Source organism: Caulobacter endophyticus, from assembly GCF_029543245.1.
In the GTDB taxonomy this organism is placed as follows: domain Bacteria; phylum Pseudomonadota; class Alphaproteobacteria; order Caulobacterales; family Caulobacteraceae; genus Caulobacter; species Caulobacter endophyticus_A.
The window spans coordinates 210,837-233,227 of record NZ_JARQWV010000004.1 but is presented as its reverse complement, the minus strand read 5'-3'; the positions used below and the strand labels follow the sequence as shown (position 1 = coordinate 233,227).

The window sequence follows — 22,391 nt, the reverse complement described above, 5'->3', positions numbered from 1 at the left end:
GCGGCGTCCCCGGGCTGGGGACGTCCGCTCGGAGACCGACATGGATCTCGTCGTTCCCGACCACCTCGCCTACTGCTTCGCGGCCGGTCGTCCCATTTTTCTCGACACGGTCCGCGCGCGCTACTTCACGATCCACGAAACCCTAGGGGAAGCGTTCAGCGCCGTCGTTCGGGATGGGCCGGGCGCTGGCCGCCCCGACCAGGTGGAGACCCTGATCCGCCGGGGACTGCTGACGCCCAACGGGCGTCGCGCGCCGCGTGCTCCTGTCATTCCAGCACGACGCGAGCTCGCCCACGCGCCTACGGGCCGCTCAAGCATGATTGACGCGATAGGCGTGGCCTCATCGATCTGGGGCACGAGCCGACGCCTCCGGCGCGAGCCGTTCGCCAAGATCCTGAGCCAGCTGCAAGCCAATCAGGAAGCCCTGCCCCGCTCGGAGGCCGATCGGGTTCCCGTCCTCGCCAGGCGCTTCCTGCGACACCGGGCCCTTGTCCCCGTGCGATCGGTCTGTCTCCTGGATTCGCTGGCGCTGCGCGGGTTCATGAGGCGGCGGGGCGGCCATGCCGATCTGGTTTTCGGCGTCATCGCCAGTCCGTTCGCCGCCCACTGCTGGCTCCAGTGCGAAGACCTGGTGCTCAACGATCGGCTGGAGCGGATCGAGGCCTTCACGCCGATCCTGGTGCTCTAGATGACGGCGAGCATTCTGATCCTTTGCGGCCCTGCCGAGCTGGTGCGCCAGCGCGAGAAGGTGGTTCTCGAACGGCGGAAAATGACGTCGCGCCTGGCGGGACACGACTTCGTGGTGATGAGCGACCGACCAGAATCCGTGCGGCTGCCGGACGACATGGGCCTGGTCTTCGGCGAGGTTTTCAGCCGCGCCGATTTTCGCCGGGCCAAGACCATCTCGCCCGACCTCGCCAAGGCGGTGTCGTCCAGCGCCGGCGCTGCGTTCGTGTCGGGGTTCTGGGGCGATTACCTTGCCGTGTTCGCCGATCCGGCCGGAGCCGCACACGTGATCCGCAGCCCATTTGGCGCCCTGTCGGCATATCGGCTCACGGTCGGAGCGGTAGACGTCATGTCCAACGATGTCGGGCTCCTCATCGATCTGGGCTGGCTGACACCACGGATCGACTGGTCGTTCGTGGCCCACTTCATGGCCTATCCGTTCAGGCGCGCGCGGCGGACTGGCTTCGAGGGCCTGGCCGAACTGCCGCCAGGCTCGGCGTTGACCTGGTCGTCGGGCCGTCCTGACGAACGTGCGCTCTGGTCGCCCGGGGACCATGTGGCCGACGACGGCGAGGAGGATCACTCGCAGGCGCTTGGGGACCTCGTGCGTCGCTGTGTCAGGGCTTGGGCGGACGGCCGTGACAAGGTCTTGCTGGAGTTGTCCGGCGGTCTGGATTCGTCGGTCCTGGCCGCCTGCCTTTGGGACGCCGACGTCGATGTCCGCTGCGTCAACATGGTGTCGCCGGCGCTTGATGGCGACGAACGCCTCTATGCCCGCGCCGTGGCCGAACGGCTGGGACTGGCGCTTGAGGAGATCGCTCTGGCGCCAGGCGACGTGGATCTGACAGTGGCGCCGAGCGTGCGCCGCCCGCGTCCGAGCGGCCATGCCCTGCTCGGGGCCTGGGATCTGACGCTCCAGGCGCGGGCCGTCGAGCTTGGGAGCGACGCCTTCGTCTCTGGCGGCGGCGGTGACAACGTCTTCTTCAAGACCCACTCGTCGACCCCCGCGGCCGATGCACTCCGGCGCGGGAAGCTGGGCGTCTGGATCCGCGCCGTGCAGGACCTCGCCCTGCTGCACGACTGCAGCCTATGGCGCGCTGGCAGCATGTCGGTCCAACGCGCCTTCGCCCCGGCGGCGCAGGCCTGGCGTTCGGACCTGCGGTTCCTGGCTCCACGTGTGGCCGGTACGCCCTTGGAACCTCACCCGTGGCTGGATGGCCCGCGCTTGCTGCCGGGGAAGGTTGAGCACCTCAAGCTGTTGATGAGCGCACACAACTATCTCGACGCCTTCGCGCGATCGGAGACGGCGCCCCTGCTCACGCCGCTGCTGTCTCAGCCCATCGTCGAGCTTTGCCTTTCCATTCCCAGTTGGGAGTGGATCCGCGGGGGCAGAGACAGGGCGGTCACCCGAGCGGCCTTCCGCCATGCCCTGCCGCCCTTGGTGACGGATCGCCGCACCAAGGGCAACCTGTCCGGTTTCGCGGGCCCAGCCTATGAGGCGGCGCGGGGAAAGCTCGCCAGCCACCTCCTTGGTGGGCGCCTGGATCAGGCGGGCCTTCTCGACAAGGCCGCGCTCACCGGCCTGCTGCGCGAAACCGGCCCCCCGAGAGGCTCGGACTATTTCCGGATCCTGCAGATCGCCGACGTCGAATCCTGGGCGCGCCGTTGGTCCTAGGTCTTGGCGCGATCCCGCATCGCGCGCCATCGGACATACTGCTCGGACTTGGCCGGATCGCTATCCTCGACGTCCAGCAGCCAGAACCGAAACCAGTCGAGATTGCGCTGATAGACCACCAGTTTGTGACGGGGCTGGACCTTTATGTGTGGTTCCTGCGCGAAGACGTACGCTTCGACGGGCGTGTTGCTGTTGGAGAGGCGGGCCAGAAGCTCGGGACCGACGCGATATTCTTGCTCGGACATCTGCATCAGGGTGGCCGCCCGGAGGCGATCGGTCTTCAGCGCCGGCGCCACCATTTTCCAACGCTCCGGGGTCTCGTCGGGCGCGCCCAGACCCCACGCCACGCGCATCGGGGCGTGGTTGTCGCGGCCGGCCACCCCATGGATCCAGTAGTAGGCCGGCTCGAGTTGGGGCGTGCTGATCGAGACCGCCGTGAGCAGGTCGGATTCGGTGGCGACCCACATGGTCACCTCGCTGCCGAAGCTCAGGCCGCCCATCCCGATCCGCCGAACGTCTATGCGGCCTTCGCCGTCCAGCCGGCCGAGGATGGCGCGAACGCCCGACAGGGCGACCCGGTAGTTGGCCACCGAGTCCTGCTTGTCGGTCGGCACGCTCGTCTTGTTGATGCACAGGGCGGCGATCCCCGCATCGGCCAGGGCGCGGAGAGGCCACTCGTCTCCCTCCCCGCCCAGCGCGAACCCCTGGCAGGTATAGTAGGTGATGAACAGCGGCGGCTTGCCGCCGCCGGTCACCGGGACCGCCGGAAAGAACACGCCGGTAAATTGGTTCCCTTGAGGATCACGCCAGGCCAGTCTCTGCGGCGCGACCCCCAGCAGAGCTCGCGAAGCGTTTGGCTCGGCGACGATTGTGGCGGCCCCCTCGTCGAGATCGATGGCCACCAGCCGCGGCGGATGCTGTGGCGTCGCCGAAACGCAGAACGCCAGGTCCTGGGTCAGGGCGCAGGGGGCGACGTCCCTCGGGTCGCCGCCCAAAACGCCGTCGCCCTTTGCGAGCAGGCGGACCTTGTCGCGGGCGACGTCCCAGACAAGGAGGCTTTGCCGATAGCCAGGCTCCACCCGCGTCAGGATGATCTGGTCCCTGCCGGGCCGCCAGACGCCGGCGCTGATCCTGGACCGGCAGAGGGGGGCGGAACAGACGATGGGCGCGGCTCCGGCCGAACGGCTTACGACCACCCTCGCCGAGCCGTCTCGCGCGCGGGTGATTGTCAGGCGACCGTAGCTGGATGTCGCGTCGAGCGCGGCAGGGCCCGAAAACAATGGAGCCCGCGTCTCTCCAGACGACAGTCCGCGGCTCGCGGCGGCGGCCGCGTCGATTTCCTGCACGGCTCGGCCGCCGGGGTCGGCCTCGTAGAACCTCGCGGGCGCGGCGCCCAGCAGACCGCGCCGTTGAAACCATTGGCCGGCAAGACGCTGGGCCGCGAACCGGCCGTTGACGTCGACCGCGTCGAACAGGTTCTGGGCCGGATCGACGGCGCCGTCGATCCGGACGCCGTGATCGTAGGCGTCGCGCTCGGCCTGCCGGATGGCTTCGCGGGTTGCGCGGACGCGCCAGGTCAGCGTGCCGCCCTTCAGGACGAACGCCTCGATATCGGCGGGATCCTGCGTCACCTGCTCGACGCGACGATCCGACGGGCGGGCTCTCCAGACCTGGACGCCCGTCTCGCTCACGGCCCTGAAATAGAGCCATTGTCCGTCGCTCGACCATTGCGGCGCTTCGGCGTCGGCCGGCCCGGCATCGGTCCAGACGGGCTCGCCGCCGTCGGCGAGCCTGGCCGGCGGGCGCGAACCGTCGGTGGGGGCGGCCCACCAGGACAGGCGCCGGCGGTTCTCCGCGATCGAGGCCTCCTCCTGGCGATAGGCCACCCAGCGCTGGTCGGGCGAGACCGAGACGCTAGAAAGCGTGGCCATCTCCACCATGTCGCGCAATGCCGGCGACGGCGGCGTCGCCGCAATCGCCAGCGCCATCAGAAACGTCACCATGACCGGGTCACCGTCAGGGCTGCCAGGCGGCCGATCGGCGAGGCGTTGTCCACATCGAAGCCGATGGCGCTCGACGGGGTGACGCTTTCGACGAACGGCGGGTCTTTGTCGAACAGATTGGTCACCGACAGAGCCAGCCGCAGGCCTTTCAAGAGGCCCGGGGTCGGCGGCAGGCGAACAGCGACATTGAGGTCGAGGGTGGTCCAGCTTGAAACGGACCTGTTGGGCGTCACCGTCTGATTGACGTAGCCGCCCGAATGGTTGAGCGCGGCGGCGAAATCCCATAGGCCGCGGGACCAGTTTGCCCGCCCTCGCAGACGTAGCTTCAGCGGATTGCCGACGCTGTCGGCCACGTCGACCGACGGCGCCCCGGCGGTGTATCGCTTGTCGACGCGGAAGGTGTAGGCGCCCGACACGCCCAAACCGATGCGCTCGCCGGCCAGGTCGCCCTGCCAGCCCGCATCGAAGTCGATCCCGTCCTGCACCATGGAGGACAGGTTCTGATTGCGGGCGTTGGCGATGATCTTGATGTCGCCGGCCGCGATGTTCGACGTGTTCGAGAGGTAGGGCGAGGCATAGTACTCGGCGATCTCCGCCGCCGTTGGAGCCTCGTTGAGCTGGCTGGCGTAGAGGTCGCGATTGATCAGCATGTTAAGGGCGTCGGCGTTCAGCGCGCCGATCCGGTCCCGGTAGTCGACGCGATAATAGGTGGCCGCGATGCGCACGCCGGGCGCCCCGGGCGGCTTCCACTCGACACCGGCAGTCCAGGTCTTGGCCCGTTCCGGGCCGATCCCCGGCGTATTGCCGAGCAGGAAGAGGACATTGGTCATGCCCGTCGGCGACCGGGGATCGACCACGGCATAGGGAAAGTACTGGATTTGCCCGGGGCCGATCCGCTGATCCTGGAAACTGGGCGCGCGGAATGAGGCGCCGTAGCTGCCCTTGACGGTCAGCCCTCCGAAGGTCGCCCAGTCGAACCCCACCTTGGGGTTCGTGGTGCGGCCAAAGTCGCTGTAGTCCTCGAGCCGCCCGGCCAGGGACAGCTCAAGGCGCCGTACGCCCGGCGTCTGCTGGCGCTCGCCGATCAGCGGCGCGCGAAGTTCGGCGTAGAGCGCCTCGATCTTGCGCGCGCCGGGGAAGGCTGTCTGGACCACGCGCTGATTGGCGGTTGTCTGATAGCTGGACGATGTCAGCCTGTAGCGCTCGCTGCGGTGCTCGTAGCCGACCGCGAGTTTCAGCGGCCCGCCCGGCAACTCGAGAAGGTCGCCGTCGCCCTTCAGGCCCGCCGTCCAGACGGTGTAGACGCCGTTGCTCTTGGACCAACCGCGGATCGACTCGATGGTGGAGGGATTTGTCGCCCGTGGTCCGCCGAACAGATTGTAGGCCGTGACTGGATTGGTGTCGGCGAGCGCGAGGCCGAGACGATAGGTGTTGACCATGTTCTGCAGGCCCATCGCGTCGTTCTGGCGGCCGTAGCCGCCGGAAGCCGTCAGCGACCAGGCGCCGATACGGCGCGTCAGTTCCGCGCCGGTGTTCACCGCGCGGACGTGGCCGCGGTCACGCTCTGCGCCGAGATCTTCGGCGAACCGATAGAGGACGCGGACCGGCAGGCGGGTTCCGAGCGGATCGACGTAGAACGGGTTGGTGACGGGGACCGAGACGGCGCTGGCCCAGACCGGAATGCCACGCAGGTCATAGCGGCGATCGGCGGCGAGCAGCCTGGCGGTGATCGTCGTGTCGGCGTCGATGTCGTAGCCGCCCGACACATAGAGCGACTGGCTGGTCTGGCGCGGCAGAATGTCGGTGCCCAGCCGCGCGTCCCGACGGTTGATCTGGTCCGGCGCCAGGCGCGCCGGGCCCAAGCCCGCCCCGTTCTGTCCGGCCGGGATCGCGAAGTAGCGCCCGCCCGCTACGATCGTGCCGGGGCTGGCATAGTTGGAGCGCCTGTCCAGGCCGCCGAACGGGCGAAGGTCTTCCCGGGCGTAGTCACGGTCTTCGGCCGCCAGGCGACCTCGACGCAAGGCCTCGTAGGCCAGGGTGACATTGCCTTGGTCCCACACCTTTCCGATGATCAGCGCGGCCTGGCCCTGGCTGAGATCGCCATCGGCGGAACCGAAGCGGAGGCGGGCCTCGCCCCCGTCCATCCGATCTCGCATGACCAGGTTGACGACGCCGGCCACCGCGTCCGAGCCATAGATCGCCGAGGCCCCGTCGGCGAGCACCTCGACCCGTTGCACCGCAGTGGACGGGATCAGGGAGAGGTCGGCGAAGCTCCCAGCAAGACCGCCCATGGCGGGACGATCGCCATTGATCAGCACAAGCGTCGAGGTGTTGCCCAGGCCCCTGAGGTTTACGCCCGTGCCATAGCCGCCATTGTACAGCGCGCCGTTGCGATTGCTCAGTGAAGCCGCGCCTTCCGAGGCTCCGCCGGCATAGTTCTGCGGCAGCGCCTGCAGGATCTCCTGGGTCGAGGCAAGGCCGCTGGCCTCGATGTCCTGGCGGCTGATGGCGATGATGTTGGCGCCGGCCGGTCCAGCGCCTCGGATCCGCGAGCCGGTGACGACGACCTCGGCGAGGCTTTCGGGCTCGTCACCGGCGCGGACCTCCCCCGGCGCGGTCTCGTCGGCGGGCTTGAGCACCAGCGTCGCGCCCACCCGGACGAGCTTGAGACCCGACCCGGAGAGCAGCGCCGCATAGGCCTGGTCGGCGGTGTAGCGGCCCGACAGCGCCGGGGCGGTCTTGCCCCGCACCAGCGGCGAGGCGACGACCACCTGGCGGCCGCTGATCCGGGCCGCCGCGCCGAGCGCCTCGCCCAGCGGCTGGGCGGGCAGGTCATAGGTCTGGTGCTCGGCCTGCAGGAGGGGCGGCGCGGCCAGGGCCGGCGCGGCGGCGGCCAGGACGAGACCGGCGACCGTGGCCATCAGGCCGCGGCGTAGAAGGGTGGTGTGGTGTTGCATGAAGCCCCCGGGCGGCGGACCGCGACGGTCGCGGTCGTTCCGGGTGGCTCTGACGAGGCCGCGCGGCGACCCCTCACAAAAAACTTCTCGGTCCGGCCGAAATCACGCCCCGCGGCGCGACAGCGCCAGGTCGCCGCCCGGGAGCTGGGTCACCGTCAGCGACAGGGCCGCGGCCAGGGCCCGGGCCAGGCCGTCGGGATCGGTGACCTTCAGGGCGCCGCTGACCTGCAGGGACCCCAGCGCGGGATCGGCCAGCCGGATCTTGCGGGCGCCGTAGCGATTGGCGTCGGTGAGAACTTCGGCGAGCGGGGTGTCCTGGTAGAGGCGAAGTCCCTGGGGCCACTGACGCTCGCGCCCGGCGGCCCGGGTCGGCGGGCCCAGGCGGTCGTCGGCGAGGATCAGCGCCTGTCCCGGCTGAAGGCGGGTGCGGCCCGAGATCAGGGGATGCCGGTCGCGCCGCGCCTCCAGGCTCCCGGAGAGGGCGGAGACCTCGACCGACCGCTCGCTGAGGCGCAGATCAAAGGCCGCGTCCTGGCCCATGACGCGCATGGCCCCGGCCTGGACATCGACCGGACCCCGGGCGTGGATGCGGGCGCGTCCGCGTTCGAGGACCAGGCGCGAGCGGCCGCGCTCGCTGGACGCCAGCAGCACGGTGTCAGCGTCGAGCACCACGGTGAGACCTGGCGCAGGAGACAGGCTGCGGATCTGGCCGGCCCCGGCGGCGAGCCGCTGCTGTGGCGGCTGATCGTCGGGAAGGATCGGCCAGGGCGATACGGTGACCAGGGCGATGGCCACAACGAGGCCGGCGGCGCTGGCCGCCCACCACGCCGCGGGCGGGGGGCCCCGACGCGAGGCGCTGGTGCGCAGGCGCAGGTCCGAGAGCTTGGAATGACCCAGGATCGCCGACTCCTCGTAGCGCCGGACCAGTCGGTCATAGGCCTCCTGGCGGCCGGGCGCGGCGCGCCAGGCGTCGAAGTCAGGGCGCGCGGTTTGTGCGCCAGGTCCGCGCATGCGCGCAAACCAGGCGGCCGCCTCACGGCGCAGATGCTCTTCTTCCCCCAAGGTCATGGCGTGATCCTAGGGCCGGCCGAGGCTGCGGTCGACGGCGGCGATCGCCTTCATCATGTGCTTTTCCACAGCGCTGACGCCGATCCCCAGGGCGGCGCCGATCTGGGCGTAGGACTGGCCGTCGACGCGATGGCGCAGATAGACCTCGCGCGTCTTGGGCTTGAGCTTGAGGACGGCGGCCTCGTGACGCTCGAGCAGCTGGCGCGCTTCGAGGGCCAGGTGGGGATCGCCGTCGCTCGTCGCATGCGCCTCGGGCTCAAGAACGGCGTGGCTGCGCTCGCGGCGACCCGAGACGCTCTTGGCCCGATCGCGCAGCAGGTTGCGGGCGATGCGGCCAAGATAGGCCTCCGGCTTCTGCAGGGCCTGCTTGCCTGCCGCATGGGTCAGGCGCAGGAAGGCCTCCTGGGCCAGGTCCTGGGCCTCCTCGGGACTGGTCCGCCGCGACAGGAACCGCAACAGGGCCGGCGCCTGGCGCCGGAACAGCGCGTCGAGCTTGCGGCGGGCGTCGGTCTGGGTCTCGCCCAGGACCGGGTCGATGGTCTTGAGGGTCATCGGCGCGGGCTCCCGCGCCGAGGGGGTCTGGCTCGAAGTCTGGTCTCTGCTGGCCCGGTCACGTCCGCCTCCAAGGAGAGGCGGCGGAAGCGGCAAAGCCGCGTTCCCGAGACACAAGCTTGAGTGTGGAGCGGCCGTCATCGACGGCGCCGCCGGCGCAGCACACCGGTCGCGCCGGGGCGGAGCCGAACGCGAAGCGGTTGGTTCAAGCGAGGTTCTCACGCCTCGACGCCGCGCTTTCAGCGACGTGGGACGAGTCTAGAACAGGGTTCGGCAAGATGGCAAGGCAAGGTCTTAGCCGCCTGCCGGATCGTCGCCTCGCAGGACGCCGCCTGCGTCAAGCAGGCTAGCCGATCCGGCTGAACGCGCTGCGGCTGTTGCGCGCCTTGGCGGCGGCCTTGGCCAGGACCGGCTTGAGATGTGCCGGCTCGGCCAGGGCCAGGCGCACGCAGGTCACCCCTCGCGCCCCCGCCCCGCCGGCCTGAGGCGAGAACACGCCGGGCGCCGCGGCCATGGCCGCCGCCTGGTCCTGGGGCGAAAGGCGCAGGACGGCGAAGGCCGGGTCGGGCGCGCCCAGGGTGGCGAACACCTTGTCGCCGACGAGGAATTCGATCGTCCCCAGGCGGGAGGCGACGCGGGCGTTGAGTTGGCTGAGCGCCAGCTGGCGGAAGTCGTCGGGGGTCATGGGTCGGCGTTCATGGCTGGGGTGGTAGGCCCGCTGATGCCACGACCCTTCCGAGGGCCCAAGGGTTTTACGCTGTTGGGCATGGGCTAGATGACCGGATCGCGCCAGTTGCTGCCCTTGATGCACCTCCAGGAACTGGACCTTCCGCCGCCATCTGACAGCGCGACGTTTCGCCAGGGGGAAATCACTGCGCGATCGAGAGAAGGGCCGTGCATCAGACCATCAAAAACTGTGGACAGCGATCCAGCGAAAACCAACCGGCAACCATCCTGCGCGAAAACCCCCGCATTGGATTGAGCCGAGAGGTTTGGTCATGGATTTTCAGGAACACGCACACAACCATCACCACATCCGCGAAGCGCTCGTCGCGGCTCTGAGCGAGCGACAACCGATCGATTTGGCCGCCTTGCGATCGGATCGTCACTGCCCCACCGGCTGCTGGATCCACGGCGAGGGCGCCCGGCGTTGGGCCGGCAACCATGCCTTCCTAGGCTTGCTGGAAAACCATCGGGCCTTCCACCAGCAGGCGGGTTTGGTTGCCGACCAAATCAATCGCGGGCAATGGTCCGAGGCTCAGAAATCGCTCCGCGATGGGTCGCCCTTCGCCTTGGCGCTTTCAGACCTTGCCGCCGCCCTAAGGCGAATGCGGGCGACGGCTGAGTCGCTTGCGGCCTAGCTAAGCGCGCAGTGCCAAGCCCGCTTCCGTGTCCGCCGCGTGAGGCGGAAACAGGAACCGGCCGGCGCGCGCGCCATCGCGCAGGCGAATCTCCAAGACCACAGGCTCGCCGGCGTCCGCCAGGCGATGCGCCCAGTCACGCGCGGCCTGCTCGGCCCGGGCGCCGGTGGTGAACTGCAGGGGACTGTCGCGGAAGTCGCCGCGAACGATCCAGCCGTCGCTCGACGGCTCGACAAAGATGAAACAAGGCATGGTCATAACGCAAAGCAGCGAGCGGAGCGAAGTGGCGGCCGACCATCGGCTGGCCGGCCGCCCGCCCCAACTCAAGAGAACAGGTCGCGGTCCAGGCGGCGCAGCGCGGACAGGACCTCGCTGAGCGGCACAGGCGCGGGCGTTCCCAAGAGCCATCTCTGACTGGGCCGATGCTCGACCGCGCTCGCATCGGAAGCCCAGGCCGCCAGGATTTCGCGCTTTTCGGCGAGATCGAGATCCTGATCCTTCAGCACCTCCAAGGGGTGGAGGAAGCCGACCGCCGGCCGAACGGGCCATGGCCGAGCCCGATCTTTCGCATGGGTATGCGTGCGCATGGCCAGCTCCTTACGCGGCCTTGCGCGTCTTGGCCGGCTTGAGCTCCAGCGCCTGCTGGCGCGCGCCGACCCCGATCGCAATCTGCTTGGGCTTCAAGGCCTCGGGCACCTCGCGGACCAGATCGATCGACAAGACGCCATGGGCATGGACGGCGTCCTTGACCACGACATAGTCGGCCAGCTCGAACCGGCGCTCGAACGCGCGGTGGGCCAGGCCCTGGTGAAGGAAGGTTCGCGCGCCCTGGTCTTCGTTCGCCGCCCTTCGGCCCTTGATCACCAGGAGGTTCGGCTGGGCCACGACCTCGAGATCCTTCGGCGCGAAGCCCGCGACCGCCAGCGAAATGCGGTAGGCGGTCTCGCCGGTTTTCTCGATGTCGAACGGAGGATAGCTGGCGCTCGCCTCGGTGCGGAGCGCGGTCTCGACGAGATCGACCATGCGATCCACACCGATCATGGAGCTGTAGAGAGGGCTGAAATCAAAAACAGTGCTCATTTCCATCTCCTCGAAAGCAAGTTGGACATGAGGGGCGCCGAGCCACGCGCTATGCGCCCCAGGGCCAGGCCCTGTCGGCGCCCGGCAAGCAGGCGATGAATTAGGACACGGCCGAAACGCGTCAAGACGCTCGCATCAGAAATTTTTCGATCCGTGAACCAAGGTGTCACCGGGCCCAAAGCCAAGGCGGAGCCGAGCCACCGCGCATGGCTTGCCGGGGGCTAATGCAGCGAGATCACGCCATTGACGGCTCGCCACTCCGACGGACCGATCAATCGATGGTGGGCGACCTGGACCGAGTGCAGCGCGGCTTCGATCTCGCGCCGCCAATGGTCGAGAAAGGCCTGCAGCATGGGAAAGCGCGGAGCAAGGTCGTATTCCTGCCAGACGTAGAGCTGAAGCACGGCCGGATAGTCGAGCCGATAGTAGTGGATTTGGGCGGTCGCCAGGCCGTAGCCGTCGAGCTGCTTGAGAAAATCCCTGTCCATGGGCGGCGTCCTCAGGCGATAGCGACCAGGCGCTTGGCGTTAGAGACACGGGCGCGGGGCAAATCGAACCTCCTGTTCTTTGATCCTTTCCCGTCAGCGAACGCCGATCTGGCGCATTCGCGTGCGCTGATTTTTTGGCCCAGGCGCTGGAAGCGTCAAGCCGTCAGGGACCATCGCAAACGGCCGCCAGGGGCGGATCCAACCCCGTCGAAAAATTTTCACCGCGGGCTCTTGAAGCCTCTTCGGCGCCGCCTAGCTTGACGTCCGTCCGCTAGGTGCGAGCCCGGTGGACCCATCACATTCTGTTTTGCATCTGGAGGTTATGCATGCATTTCCGCCCCTTGCACGACCGTGTGGTCGTCCGCCGCATCGAGGCCGAGGAGAAGACCTCGGGCGGCATCATCATCCCCGACACCGCCAAGGAAAAGCCCCAGCAGGGCCAGGTGGTCGCCGTCGGCCCCGGCGCCCGCGATGACGCCGGCAAGCTGGTCGCGCTGGACCTCAAGGCCGGCGATCGCGTCCTGTTCGGCAAGTGGTCCGGCACGGAGATCAAGATCGATGGCGAGGACCTGCTAATCATGAAGGAGAGCGATATCCTCGGCGTTCTGGAGACGGAGGCGACGCTCAAGAAGGCCGCCTAATTCGCCATCCCATTTCCGTCCACTGACAGCCCAACCGAGAGGAGTAGGAACCATGGCTGCCAAGGAAGTAAAGTTCTCATCCGACGCGCGCGACCGCATGATGCGTGGCGTCGACATCCTGGCCGATGCGGTCAAGGTCACCCTGGGCCCCAAGGGCCGCAACGTCGTCATCGACAAGAGTTTCGGCGCCCCGCGCATCACCAAGGACGGCGTCAGCGTCGCCAAGGAAATCGAACTGAAGGACAAGTTCGAGAACATGGGCGCGCAAATGCTGCGCGAGGTGGCCTCCAAAACCAACGATCTGGCCGGCGACGGCACCACGACCGCCACTGTGCTGGCCCAAGCCATCGTCCGTGAAGGCTCCAAGGCCGTGGCGGCCGGCATGAACCCGATGGATCTCAAGCGCGGCATCGACCTGGGGGTCGGCGCCGTGGTGGCCGATCTCAAGAGCCACGCGCGCAAGATCAGCGCCAACACCGAGATCGCCCAGGTCGGGACCATCTCGGCCAATGGCGATGAGGAGATCGGCCGCATCTTGGCCGAGGCTATGGAAAAGGTCGGCAACGAGGGCGTGATCACGGTCGAGGAAGCCAAGAGCCTGGCCACCGAGCTGGAGGTGGTGGAAGGCATGCAGTTCGACCGCGGCTATATCAGCCCGTATTTCGTGACCAACAACGACAAGCTCCGCGTCGAGCTCGACGACCCGTACATTCTGATCCACGAGAAGAAGCTCTCGAACCTGGCCGCGCTTGTGCCGCTACTGGAGAAGGTCGTGCAGTCCGGCCGCCCGCTGCTGATCATCGCCGAGGACGTCGAGGGCGAGGCCCTGGCCACCCTGGTGGTCAACAAGCTGCGCGGCGGCCTGAAAGTCGCGGCCGTCAAGGCTCCGGGCTTTGGCGATCGCCGCAAGGCCATGCTCGAGGACATCGCGGTGCTGACCGCCGGCAATGTGGTCTCCGAGGAGCTGGGAACCAAGCTGGAGAACATCACCGTCGAGATGCTCGGCCGGGCCAAGAAGGTCACGATCGACAAGGACAACACCACCATCGTCGACGGGGCGGGCCAGCGCGGCGAGATCGATGCTCGCGTCGCCCAGATTCGCAGGCAGATCGAGGACACCACCTCCGACTACGACCGCGAGAAGCTGCAGGAACGCCTGGCCAAGCTCGCCGGCGGCGTGGCCGTGGTGCGCGTCGGCGGGGCGACCGAGGTCGAGGTCAAGGAAAAGAAGGACCGCGTCGACGACGCCCTGCACGCCACCCGCGCGGCCGTCGAGGAAGGCATCCTGCCCGGCGGGGGCGTGGCCCTGCTGCGCGCCCTAAAGGCCCTGGACGGCGTCAAGCCGGCCAATGACGATCAGAAGGCTGGTCTCGATATCGTGCGCCGCGCCCTGCAGGCCCCAGCCCGCCAGATCGTCGCCAATGCCGGCGAGGACGCCTCGTACGTCGTCGGCAAACTCCTGGAGAAGACCGACTACAGCTGGGGCTTCAACGCCGCGACCGGCGAGTACCAGGACCTGGTGAAGGCCGGGGTCATCGACCCGGCCAAGGTGGTGCGCACGGCCCTGCAGGACGCCGCCTCGGTCGCCTCGCTGCTGATCACCACCGAGGCCTTGATTGCCGAGGCGCCCAAGGACGTCGCGCCGGCTCCGGTTCCGGCGATGGAATACTGATCATCGCGCCTAGCGGACGCTAACTTCGAGGGGCCTTCGGGCCCCTCTTTCTTTGGTTGAAGTCCGCTACTCCAAAGCGTCAGGGGCCAACCGCTTGACGGTCCTGCCAGCGCCATTTGCGGACATTGCGTCGGCACCAAGAACACGACGCTCTTGGGCCCGGCGCGCCAATAGCCGACTTTGGATCACCTCCGAGAACACGACTTCGGCGCTCAGGTGGCGCACGCGCCTCGGGCCGAGAGCATCCAATCGCGCCGCGCGCCAAACTTCCTCTGTAGATGTCATCAAATAAGCCGGTCGTTTCTCAGGCCCGATGCGATGCGGCAGATCGTCGCTAGAAATCTTCACGTTCGTGTCGGGGGTTTCCCGCATAGCGCGAAATCAGGTCAATATTCTCCATCATCAAATTCTCTGAACAGAAAATAGCTACCTTTAATTGAGAACAAGCAACCCAAATCGGGCTCGATTTTCTAAGACCGCGACAAATCACGCCTTCGAATTTTACCGTTCGTTGACCCCAGTTCGCTTCCTTTGCGCGAAAGCTTGACCTCGGAGGAAGCGCGGTGATTGGGTTACGCAATCGTTTGAATGGCAATCCGGCCCATACCTTGGCGGCGCTGGATCGTTCACTCGCCACGATCGAATTCGACCTGTCGGGCAAGATCCTGTCCGCCAACGCCAACTTCTGCGACGCCATGGGCTATGGGCTCTCCGAGATCGTCGGCAAGCACCACAGCCTATTCGTCGAGCCTGAGTATGCAGCGAGTCAAGACTACCGCGACTTCTGGTCCAAGCTCGGCCAAGGCGAGTTCGATGCGCGTGAATATCTGCGCATCGGCAAGGGCGGTCGCGAGGTCTGGATCCAGGCCTCCTACAATCCTGTCCGCAACGGCTCGGGCAAGGTTGAGCGCGTGGTGAAGGTCGCCACCGTAATCACGGACCAGAAGCTGCGTAACGCGGATTTTGAAGCCAAGCTCACCGCCATCAGCCGCGCTCAGGCGATCATCGAATTCTCCACCGACGGCTTGGTTCTGGACACCAATCAGAACTTCCTCGACGCGCTGGGCTACAGCCTCTCGGAGATCAAAGGGCAACACCACCGGATGTTCGTCGACAAGACCTACGCCGGCTCGCCCGAATACGCTGACTTCTGGCGTAAGTTGAACGCGGGCGAATATGTCGCCGCCGAGTTTAAGCGTGTCGGCAAGGGCGGCCAGGAGGTCTGGATCCAGGCCTCTTACAACCCCGTGTTCGGGCCTAGGGGCCGCGTCGAGAAGATCGTGAAATTCGCCACGGTGGTGACCGGGCGGGTCGACGCCGTCAACCAGATCGCCGCCGCCCTTGAGCGCTTGGCGGCTAACGACCTGACCTGCCGGCTCGACCAGCCGATCGATCCGCAGTTCCAGAAACTGCGCGACGATCTCAACCGCGCCCTGGCCGCCCTCGACGAGACCATGAGTTCGGTGACCACGGCCACCGGCAGCGTCGGCGCTGGCGCCGACGAGATCTCTATAGCCTCGGACGACCTCTCCCGCCGCACCGAGCAACAGGCCGCCAGCCTCGAGGAGACCGCCGCCGCGCTCGACGAGATCACCGCCACGGTCAATCGCAGCGCTGAGGGCGCCCGGCAGGCTTCGGCAGCGGCATCCAGCGCCCGGGCAGACGCCGCTCGTTCGGGCGAGATCGTTGGCGACGCCGTGGCCGCCATGGGCGAGATAGAGAAGTCGTCGGGCCAGATCACCAGCATCATCGGCGTCATCGACGAAATCGCCTTCCAGACCAATCTGTTGGCTCTCAACGCTGGCGTCGAGGCCGCCCGCGCTGGGGAGGCTGGTCGCGGCTTCGCGGTTGTCGCCCAGGAAGTCCGTGCTCTGGCCCAACGCTCAGCCGAGGCGGCCAAGGAGATCAAGACCCTGATCGCCAATAGCGGCTCGCAGGTCGAACGCGGCGTGAAGCTGGTCGGCGAAACCGGCCGCGCGCTCGGCGAAATCGTCGAGAAGGTTGGCCAGATCGACGGCCTGATCTCCGAGATTGCCCAGTCTTCCAAGGAACAGGCGACCGGCCTCAACGAGGTCAATGTCGCGGTCAATCAGATGGATCAGGTCACCCAGCAAAATGCGGCCATGGTCGAGGAGGCCACCGCCGCGTCCGCCAGCCTGAAGTTCGAAGCAGGCGAGCTTCGCCAGATGGTCGGACGGTTCAGAATCAGCGCGGTCACGGCGACAAGCGCCGCGTCCAGCCCGCCTCGCGAGCGTCCCGGCGCGATCAAAAAGACGCGCCCAATGACCCGCGGCCCGATGCTGGTCCGGGGCTCAGCGGCGCCGACGCTCGATAGCTGGGAAGAGTTCTGAGTCAGGCCCACATTGGAGCGAGCGCATGACCGCTGACGAATCCACATTGCTGATGAGCGACTATCAGTCTGGCGTTACCGCGGCCCTGATCGGCATCCTCATCGCGCTGGGCGTGATGTCGCGAGAGGAGTTCGCCGGAGCGTTCGATCGTCTCGAGCACGCGCGACGATGGGCGCCTTCGCGGCCTGTTCCGCCCCCTGATCGACAACCTTTTCGTGCGACGATCGCCCCCAGCTCGTCATCGAGGCCTCGGTCGTCGTCCGACGCGCGCCAGAAGCTGACGTTGGCACGCCTCCAGACACTAGCCGTCGCCGCAGTCCCCATAGCTGTGGAGGGTCGAACCTAAGTTCGGAGAGCGGCCGACACGCCACGTAGGCCGCGAAGACCGTCAGCACAGCAAGGCTGGTGGCACATTGACAGGCCCTAACGACGCGGATCGCGAAGCCGGCTCTTCGCGAGGGAAACCACGTTGGCGTTGTCCGTCCATTCGCCCAGTACGGCCTGAACCTTCCGAGCCAATTCATCGCCGACGAAGGGCTTCTGTACGACAGATTGGCCGCCGACTTCACGTAGGGCCGCCAGGTCGGCATAGCCGGTGACGTACATGCAAGGCAGGTTCGGGCGCATGGCGCGAGCCCGGGTTGCCGTCTCCAGGCCACTCATGCCCGGCATCGCGTAGTCGACTAGCAGCAGATCAATGTCGGCGCGGTCGGCCAGCATCGACAGAGCTGAGGCCCCGCTACCCGCTTCCAAAATGCCGTAGCCGAGCTCGCGCAGCAGAGAGACGGTGATTTCCCGCACCGCGCTGTCGTCGTCGACGACCAGGATGGTGGTGTTGGCCGCAACCGCGGCGAGGGGCTCCAGGCGTCCCGGCGCGGCGCTGAGTTCATCGGCCGCGGCGCGCGGGAGGTATACCTTCACCGAGGTCCCCTCCCCCAACTTGGTCTCGATGCGAACCCCGCCGCCCGATTGCTTGGCGAAGCCAAACACCTGGGCGAGACCCAGGCCCGAGCCCTTGCCCACGGCTTTCGTGGTGAAGAAAGGCTCGAAGGCCTTGGCCAGAACCTCGTCAGGCATGCCAGGGCCCGTGTCGCTGACGGAGAGCTCGACATAGTCGCCGGGCACGGGTTCCTCGGGCCGGGTTGGCGTCTCGCTGATCGCCACATTGCGGGTCTCAAGGGTCAGGCCGCCGCCGACCTCCATCGCGTCGCGAGAATTGATCGCCAAGTTGAGGATGATCATCTCGATTTGGGTCGGGTCGACAAGGGCGGCCCAGAGCGCGGGCTGCAGCACCGTCTCGATGCGAATGCTGCCCCCCATCGTGCTCTGCAGCAGCTCGCGCATCCCGCTCACCGCCTCGTTGAGATTCAGCGCTTTGGGTGCGAGCTTCTGTTTGCGCGAGAAGGCCAGAAGCTGCGCGGTCAAGCTCGCCCCGCGCTCGGCCGCCGAGCGCATATGTTGGATCCGCCGCGCGATGGCGGGATCGGCGCGCAGGTCGGTTATCGCACGTTCGACGAAGGTGATATTGCCCAGGATTACTGTCAGCAGGTTGTTGAAGTCGTGCGCGACGCCCGAGGTCAGTTGACCGACGGCCTCTAGGCGCTGCATCTGCTGGAGGGTCTGCTCGATCTGCTGGCGCTCGTCGATCTGGGCGCGCAAGCGATCATTGGTCATGACCAGGGCGTCGGCCGACAGCTTCTCCTCGGTGATGTCGCGTCCGACGACATAGAAGGCGTCGCGCTCGGGCGTCACGGTCCAGGCGATACAGCGCCAAGTCCCGTCGGCGTGACGAACTCGCGCGTCGAAGCGATCGAACCCGCCACCGGCAAGACCCGCGAAGGTCTGGCGGGCCATCTCTAGATCGTCTGCGTGTAGGATATCGGACAGTTGCATGGCCAAGAGGCCGCCGGCCGCATGCCCCAGATGCGCCGTCCAAGCAGGATTGATCTGCTTGAAGCGGCCGCGCGGATCCAGGACCGCGAAGAGATCGCGGCTGAGCCGCCAGATGCGGTCGCGCTCGGCGGTGCGCGCTTCGACCTCGGCCTCCAACCGCTCGTTCAGGCGCTCCAGCGCCGCATGAGCGCGCCGCTGCTCGGTGACGTCGCTGGCCACGCCGGCGAAACGCAAGCAGACGCCAGCCTCAAACACCGCCTGACCGTGCAGCGCGATCATCCGCTCGCGACCGTCGGCCCCGTCGATCGCCACCTCCTGCGTGAAAACGCCCTCTCCCTCATGCCCCGCTCGCGTGGCCCGGCGGGCGGCGGCCCGCAGCTTCAGACGGTCATTGGGCCAGCACAGGCTCATCAGTTGGCCAAGATTTACATCGGCATTCTCGGCCAGGCCGCAGAGCGCCTTGCATCGAGCGTCGATGGACAGCAGGCCGGTGCGTCTGTCGAAGCTCCAGACACCAAGACCTGCGCCCTCGATCGCCAGGCGGTGGTTAAGTTCGCTGCGCGCCAGGGCCTCTTCGGCCCAGCGGCGCTCATTTCGTTGGCGCGCCTCGGTCAGGGCCCTTTCGACGGCGGTGCCCAGGCGCGTTAGGTTGCGCTTGAGGACGTAGTCAGTAGCGCCACGCTTGATCGCGGCGGTGGCGAACTCTTCGCCAACCACACCGGAGACGAAGACAAACGGCGTGTCCGGAGCCAGAGCCTTGGCAATGGTCAGCGCCGACAGGCCATCGAAATCCGGCAAGGCGTAGTCGGCGAGGATGATCTCGCACTCGCCGCTCTCGATGGCGGCGACGAAGCTCTTTCGGTCAACGGCGCGCCGTATCGTGCAGACCAAGCCCGCCTTGGCCAGATGGCCCTCGACGAGTTCGGCGTCGATATCGCTGTCTTCCAGAAGGAGCGCGCAGAGCGCGCGGACCGAGCTACCGTCCATCGGCGGGGCCGGAACGTGGCGGTGGCTCGTTGAGGATCGCCCAGAACATGCCTAGGGACTCGATGGCCTCGAAGAAGGCGTTGAAGTCGACCGGCTTGACCACGAAGGCGTTGACCCCTTGCTCGTAGCTTTTGACAAGATCGCGCTCCTCGCGCGAAGACGTCAGCATAACAACCGGAATCTGGCGGAAGTTGCTGTCGCTTTTGAGCTTCTCCAACACTTCGAGGCCATCGATTTTCGGCAGCTTCAGGTCGAGTAGGATGACGGCCGGGTCGCCGGCCGGGCGATCGGCATAGTCGCCGCGCGCATAGACATAGTCGAGCGCCTCGGCACCGTCGCGGGTGGTGATGATCTCGTTAGCCAGCTGGCACTTGGCCAGAGCCGCCAAGGTCAGTTCCAGGTCGCGCGGATTGTCCTCCACCAGGAGGATGGGTCGCAGGTCAGCCACGTCTCGTCAGTGTCCTTCGTCGTCTTTCCGTGGGGCTTTGGGCAGGGTGAACAATAGCGTGGCCCCTTGCCCAAGCTTGCCATAGGCCTCGATGGTTCCATGGTGGCGGTCGATGATCCGCTTGGAGAGCGCCAAACCTATGCCGGTGCCCTCGAAGTCCTCGATCCGGTGCAGGCGTTGAAAGACGCCAAACAGCTTGCCGACGTAAGCCATGTCGAAGCCGACGCCGTTGTCGCGCACCCAATAGGCCGTCGTGTCGCCGCGATCCTCGCCGGCGATGGCGATCACGGCCTCCTCGCGCGGGCGGGTGTATTTGAGGGCGTTGTCGACCAAGTTCATCATCACCTGGCGCAGCAGGCCCGCATCGCCGAAGGCCGGCGGCAGGTTACCGATCTCCCAGCGCACGACACGCCCCTCGATCTCAGTTTCCAGCGCGCGACGGGTCTCCTCGGCCAGCTTGCGCATATCGACTGGCGCGCGAGTGACCTGCGATCGGCCCAGTTGCGAAAAGGCCAGAAGATCATCGACCAGGCGTCCTGCGGTGAGAGCTGAATCGACGATGGTCTGGATGTAATGGCGTGACTTGTCGTCGAGGTTTGATTCCTTGGTCTTCAGGAGTTCAGCATAGCCGACGATGTGCCGGAACGGCGCGCGGAGATCGTGGCTGATCGAGTAGGAGAAGGCCTCCAGCTCCTTGTTGCTGCGCTCCAGTTCGGCGGTCAGTTCAGCGCGCTCCTCGGCTCGCCGCAGCACGAAGTTCTGGATGGCGTTGCGAAAATCGGCGGCCGTCTCGGTCTCGACGTCTGTCCAGGGGAGGCTGCGCAGGCGCACCTGCTGCTTCCAAGCCTCGAACGACTTTCGCGGATGCAGGACGCCGGTTTCGATCGCTGGCTTGGTCGGATCGCCGCTCCAGGTGACCGTGCGGATCACCTCCGGCCGGAACCAGAGGATATAGTCGGGGTGCAACTGGGAGATCGAGATCGCCAGGACGCCGCTGGCGTCGGGCGCGAAGACCTCGCCCGGTGGCCACAGGCTGCTCAGCGCGTCCGTGGTGAAGACCGCATCGCCGCGCGCCTTCAACCAGGCTGTCAGCAGCTCGATCTCCGGGACTGAGGGGGCCTGGCCCACCACGGACACCACGCCGTCCACGACAAGCGCCGCGCCCTGGGCATGGACCAGATCGAGCCAGAGATCCGGGTTCTGGACAAGGCCGACCTGGAAATCCTGGGCCGGCGCCAGCCGGCTGAGCAGCGCAGTCTCGGTGCGCTTGGCGGCCACATGGTCCGCGGCCAGCTGAGCGCGCACGCGCGCGGCGATCTGCAGGGAGACGATCTGGCCCAGGAAGTCGCAGGCCGTCCGGACCTGCGGATTAACCAGATGGGGTTGGGCGCTGTGGCCCGAAATCAGCCCCCAAAGCTCGCCATCGACCAGGATCGAGATCGACATGGACGCCAAGGTGCCCATGTTGCGCATGTACTGAAGATGGATGGGCGAGACGCTGCGTAGCGCCGCGCCGGAAAGGTCGAGCGCTTGGCCATCGATCGGATTGAGCGCCGGCTCGATCGGTGACGGCGTGTAGTTGGCGTCAGGGATGAGGCGCAGGCGGTTGAGGCGATAAAGCGCGCGCGCCTGGGCGGGAATGTCAGAGGCTGGAAAGCGAAGATCTAGATAGGACGGCAGGACGCCATCGCCGTCTTCCGCGATGACGGTTCCGACTCCTTCGGTGTCGAAGCTGTAGAGCATCACCCGATTAAAGCCCGTCAGGGCGCGCACCTCGCGCACGGCCGCCTCGGCAATGGCCCGTACCTCGCGCGCATCCTCGGTGGCGGCCACGAACCTTCGCAGGCGCGGATAGAGCGCCTCGAGCGTCTCACCTTCACTGGCGGGCGGCGCTTCGAATTCTACGATGATGCCTTGCTCGCCCTGATGCGCCGCGACCTGCTGAGGACCAGAGGTCAAGGTTATTGTTCGCAGGAACAAAGGCTCATTGCTCGCGCGCCAAGCTTCCAGGTCAGCCGCAAGGGCCCCGCTTGGGTCCAAGTCGCTCAAGCCTGTTGCAGGCGAGGACAATCGCAGGACGGTCGGCAGGTTCGCGCTGGACTGCAGGATCGCGCCCGTCACGGGCTCGACGACAACCAAGGCCCCATGGGGCTGGACGCCACCGGGAATACGGATGGGTTCAGCGGCGCAAGCGTCCAGATCCGGGATCTGCGTCAAGCTCATCGCCAAGCAACCAAATGGCGCGTGGTCGAGAACCCAGGCTGGAAGTCTTGAACAGAACCTAGTCTTTCCAAGGCCGGACCATCCCCCTGCGACAACTTGTCCAGTCAGCCGTATGAGCGCGGCTCGACCGATGCAAGCTTGGCAATTGCAGATTCAACCCTGCCGGTCGAGCGGACCGGCCGGCTTCCGCCGAGCATTAACGTCGGCCGACTTCTTGCGCCCCGGGGGAACCTCACGCTCAGCCCGAGAACTGTGTCCGTTCCCCG

At 66.9% G+C, this 22,391-nt stretch carries 18 protein-coding genes; 6 read left to right on the top strand and 12 right to left on the bottom strand.

Translation table 11 applies throughout. From position 1 onward, the window contains the following. Window positions 1–40: 40 nt before the first annotated feature. Both P7A99_RS05730 and P7A99_RS05725 read left to right on the top strand, forming a co-directional pair. Window positions 41–688 carry a lasso peptide biosynthesis B2 protein gene (locus P7A99_RS05730; RefSeq protein WP_277792965.1) on the top strand — a complete coding sequence of 216 codons (648 nt, stop codon included), beginning with the start codon at window positions 41–43 and terminating at the stop codon, window positions 686–688. Further along, window positions 689–2,401, top strand: coding sequence for an asparagine synthase-related protein (locus P7A99_RS05725; RefSeq protein WP_277792964.1), 1,713 nt, complete (start codon window positions 689–691; stop codon window positions 2,399–2,401). It abuts the gene before it with no gap. Here the strand turns inward: P7A99_RS05725 and P7A99_RS05720 are convergent. From P7A99_RS05720 to P7A99_RS05700, 5 genes are all read right to left on the bottom strand, one after another. Beyond that, window positions 2,398–4,404 (bottom strand): Atxe2 family lasso peptide isopeptidase, encoded by a 2,007-nt coding sequence (locus tag P7A99_RS05720; protein WP_277792963.1) that lies wholly within the window; start codon window positions 4,402–4,404, stop codon window positions 2,398–2,400. The two genes, P7A99_RS05725 and P7A99_RS05720, sit on opposite strands and share 4 nt — an antisense overlap. Beyond that, window positions 4,398–7,361, bottom strand: a complete 2,964-nt coding sequence (locus P7A99_RS05715; protein ID WP_277792962.1) for a TonB-dependent receptor — start codon at window positions 7,359–7,361, stop codon at window positions 4,398–4,400. Before P7A99_RS05715 ends, P7A99_RS05720 begins: the two co-directional genes overlap by 7 nt. A 102-nt stretch (window positions 7,362–7,463) precedes the next feature. Then, a complete protein-coding gene (locus tag P7A99_RS05710; RefSeq protein ID WP_277792961.1) occupies window positions 7,464–8,429 on the bottom strand; it encodes a FecR family protein in 966 nt (321 codons plus the stop codon). 9 nt (window positions 8,430–8,438) lie between these two features. Beyond that, complete coding sequence (locus P7A99_RS05705) at window positions 8,439–8,981, bottom strand: RNA polymerase sigma factor (protein ID WP_277792960.1); 543 nt, start codon at window positions 8,979–8,981, stop codon at window positions 8,439–8,441. 346 nt (window positions 8,982–9,327) lie between these two features. Next, entirely contained in the window at window positions 9,328–9,666 is a 339-nt protein-coding gene (locus tag P7A99_RS05700) for a hypothetical protein (protein WP_277792959.1), read from the bottom strand. A gap of 313 nt (window positions 9,667–9,979) precedes the next feature. On the opposite strand from P7A99_RS05700, the gene P7A99_RS05695 reads away from it, so the two are divergent. After that, window positions 9,980–10,342, top strand: coding sequence for a CZB domain-containing protein (locus tag P7A99_RS05695; RefSeq protein WP_165257232.1), 363 nt, complete (start codon window positions 9,980–9,982; stop codon window positions 10,340–10,342). Here the strand turns inward: P7A99_RS05695 and P7A99_RS05690 are convergent, their stop codons facing one another. The 4 genes from P7A99_RS05690 to P7A99_RS05675 form a co-directional block, all read right to left on the bottom strand. Further along, complete coding sequence (locus tag P7A99_RS05690; RefSeq protein ID WP_116491641.1) at window positions 10,343–10,594, bottom strand: hypothetical protein; 252 nt, start codon at window positions 10,592–10,594, stop codon at window positions 10,343–10,345. It lies immediately after the preceding gene. 71 nt (window positions 10,595–10,665) lie between these two features. Then, on the bottom strand, window positions 10,666–10,929 hold the full coding sequence (locus P7A99_RS05685) for a hypothetical protein (protein ID WP_101718696.1): 264 nt from the start codon (window positions 10,927–10,929) through the stop codon (window positions 10,666–10,668). 10 nt (window positions 10,930–10,939) lie between these two features. Continuing rightward, window positions 10,940–11,422 carry an Hsp20 family protein gene (locus P7A99_RS05680; protein ID WP_101718697.1) on the bottom strand — a complete coding sequence of 161 codons (483 nt, stop codon included), beginning with the start codon at window positions 11,420–11,422 and terminating at the stop codon, window positions 10,940–10,942. A gap of 221 nt (window positions 11,423–11,643) precedes the next feature. Continuing rightward, window positions 11,644–11,910 carry an usg protein gene (locus P7A99_RS05675; RefSeq protein ID WP_101718698.1) on the bottom strand — a complete coding sequence of 89 codons (267 nt, stop codon included), beginning with the start codon at window positions 11,908–11,910 and terminating at the stop codon, window positions 11,644–11,646. 326 nt (window positions 11,911–12,236) lie between these two features. Here P7A99_RS05675 and groES point away from each other — a divergent pair, with 326 nt between their 5' ends. The 3 genes from groES (at window position 12,237) to P7A99_RS05660 (ending at window position 16,574) form a co-directional block, all read left to right on the top strand. Then, on the top strand, window positions 12,237–12,551 hold the full coding sequence (gene groES, locus P7A99_RS05670; protein ID WP_101718699.1) for a co-chaperone GroES: 315 nt from the start codon (window positions 12,237–12,239) through the stop codon (window positions 12,549–12,551). Window positions 12,552–12,603: 52 nt separating this feature from the next. Continuing rightward, the gene (gene groL / locus P7A99_RS05665) at window positions 12,604–14,223 is read left to right on the top strand and encodes a chaperonin GroEL (RefSeq protein WP_165257235.1); all 1,620 of its coding nucleotides are present in this window, start codon (window positions 12,604–12,606) and stop codon (window positions 14,221–14,223) included. Window positions 14,224–14,786: 563 nt separating this feature from the next. After that, window positions 14,787–16,574: a methyl-accepting chemotaxis protein gene (locus P7A99_RS05660; RefSeq protein ID WP_277792958.1), complete on the top strand. Its 1,788-nt coding sequence runs from the start codon at window positions 14,787–14,789 to the stop codon at window positions 16,572–16,574. 423 nt (window positions 16,575–16,997) lie between these two features. On the opposite strand, the gene P7A99_RS05655 is transcribed toward P7A99_RS05660, so the two are convergent. From P7A99_RS05655 to P7A99_RS05645, 3 genes are read right to left on the bottom strand one after another with little or no spacing between them, the layout of a single operon-like run. Next, window positions 16,998–19,454: a response regulator gene (locus P7A99_RS05655; protein WP_277792957.1), complete on the bottom strand. Its 2,457-nt coding sequence runs from the start codon at window positions 19,452–19,454 to the stop codon at window positions 16,998–17,000. Further along, a complete protein-coding gene (locus P7A99_RS05650; RefSeq protein ID WP_277792956.1) occupies window positions 19,444–19,902 on the bottom strand; it encodes a response regulator in 459 nt (152 codons plus the stop codon). Before P7A99_RS05650 ends, P7A99_RS05655 begins: the two co-directional genes overlap by 11 nt. A gap of 6 nt (window positions 19,903–19,908) precedes the next feature. Beyond that, window positions 19,909–22,119, bottom strand: a complete 2,211-nt coding sequence (locus tag P7A99_RS05645) for an ATP-binding protein (protein ID WP_277792955.1) — start codon at window positions 22,117–22,119, stop codon at window positions 19,909–19,911. Between the last annotated feature and the right edge of the window lie 272 nt (window positions 22,120–22,391).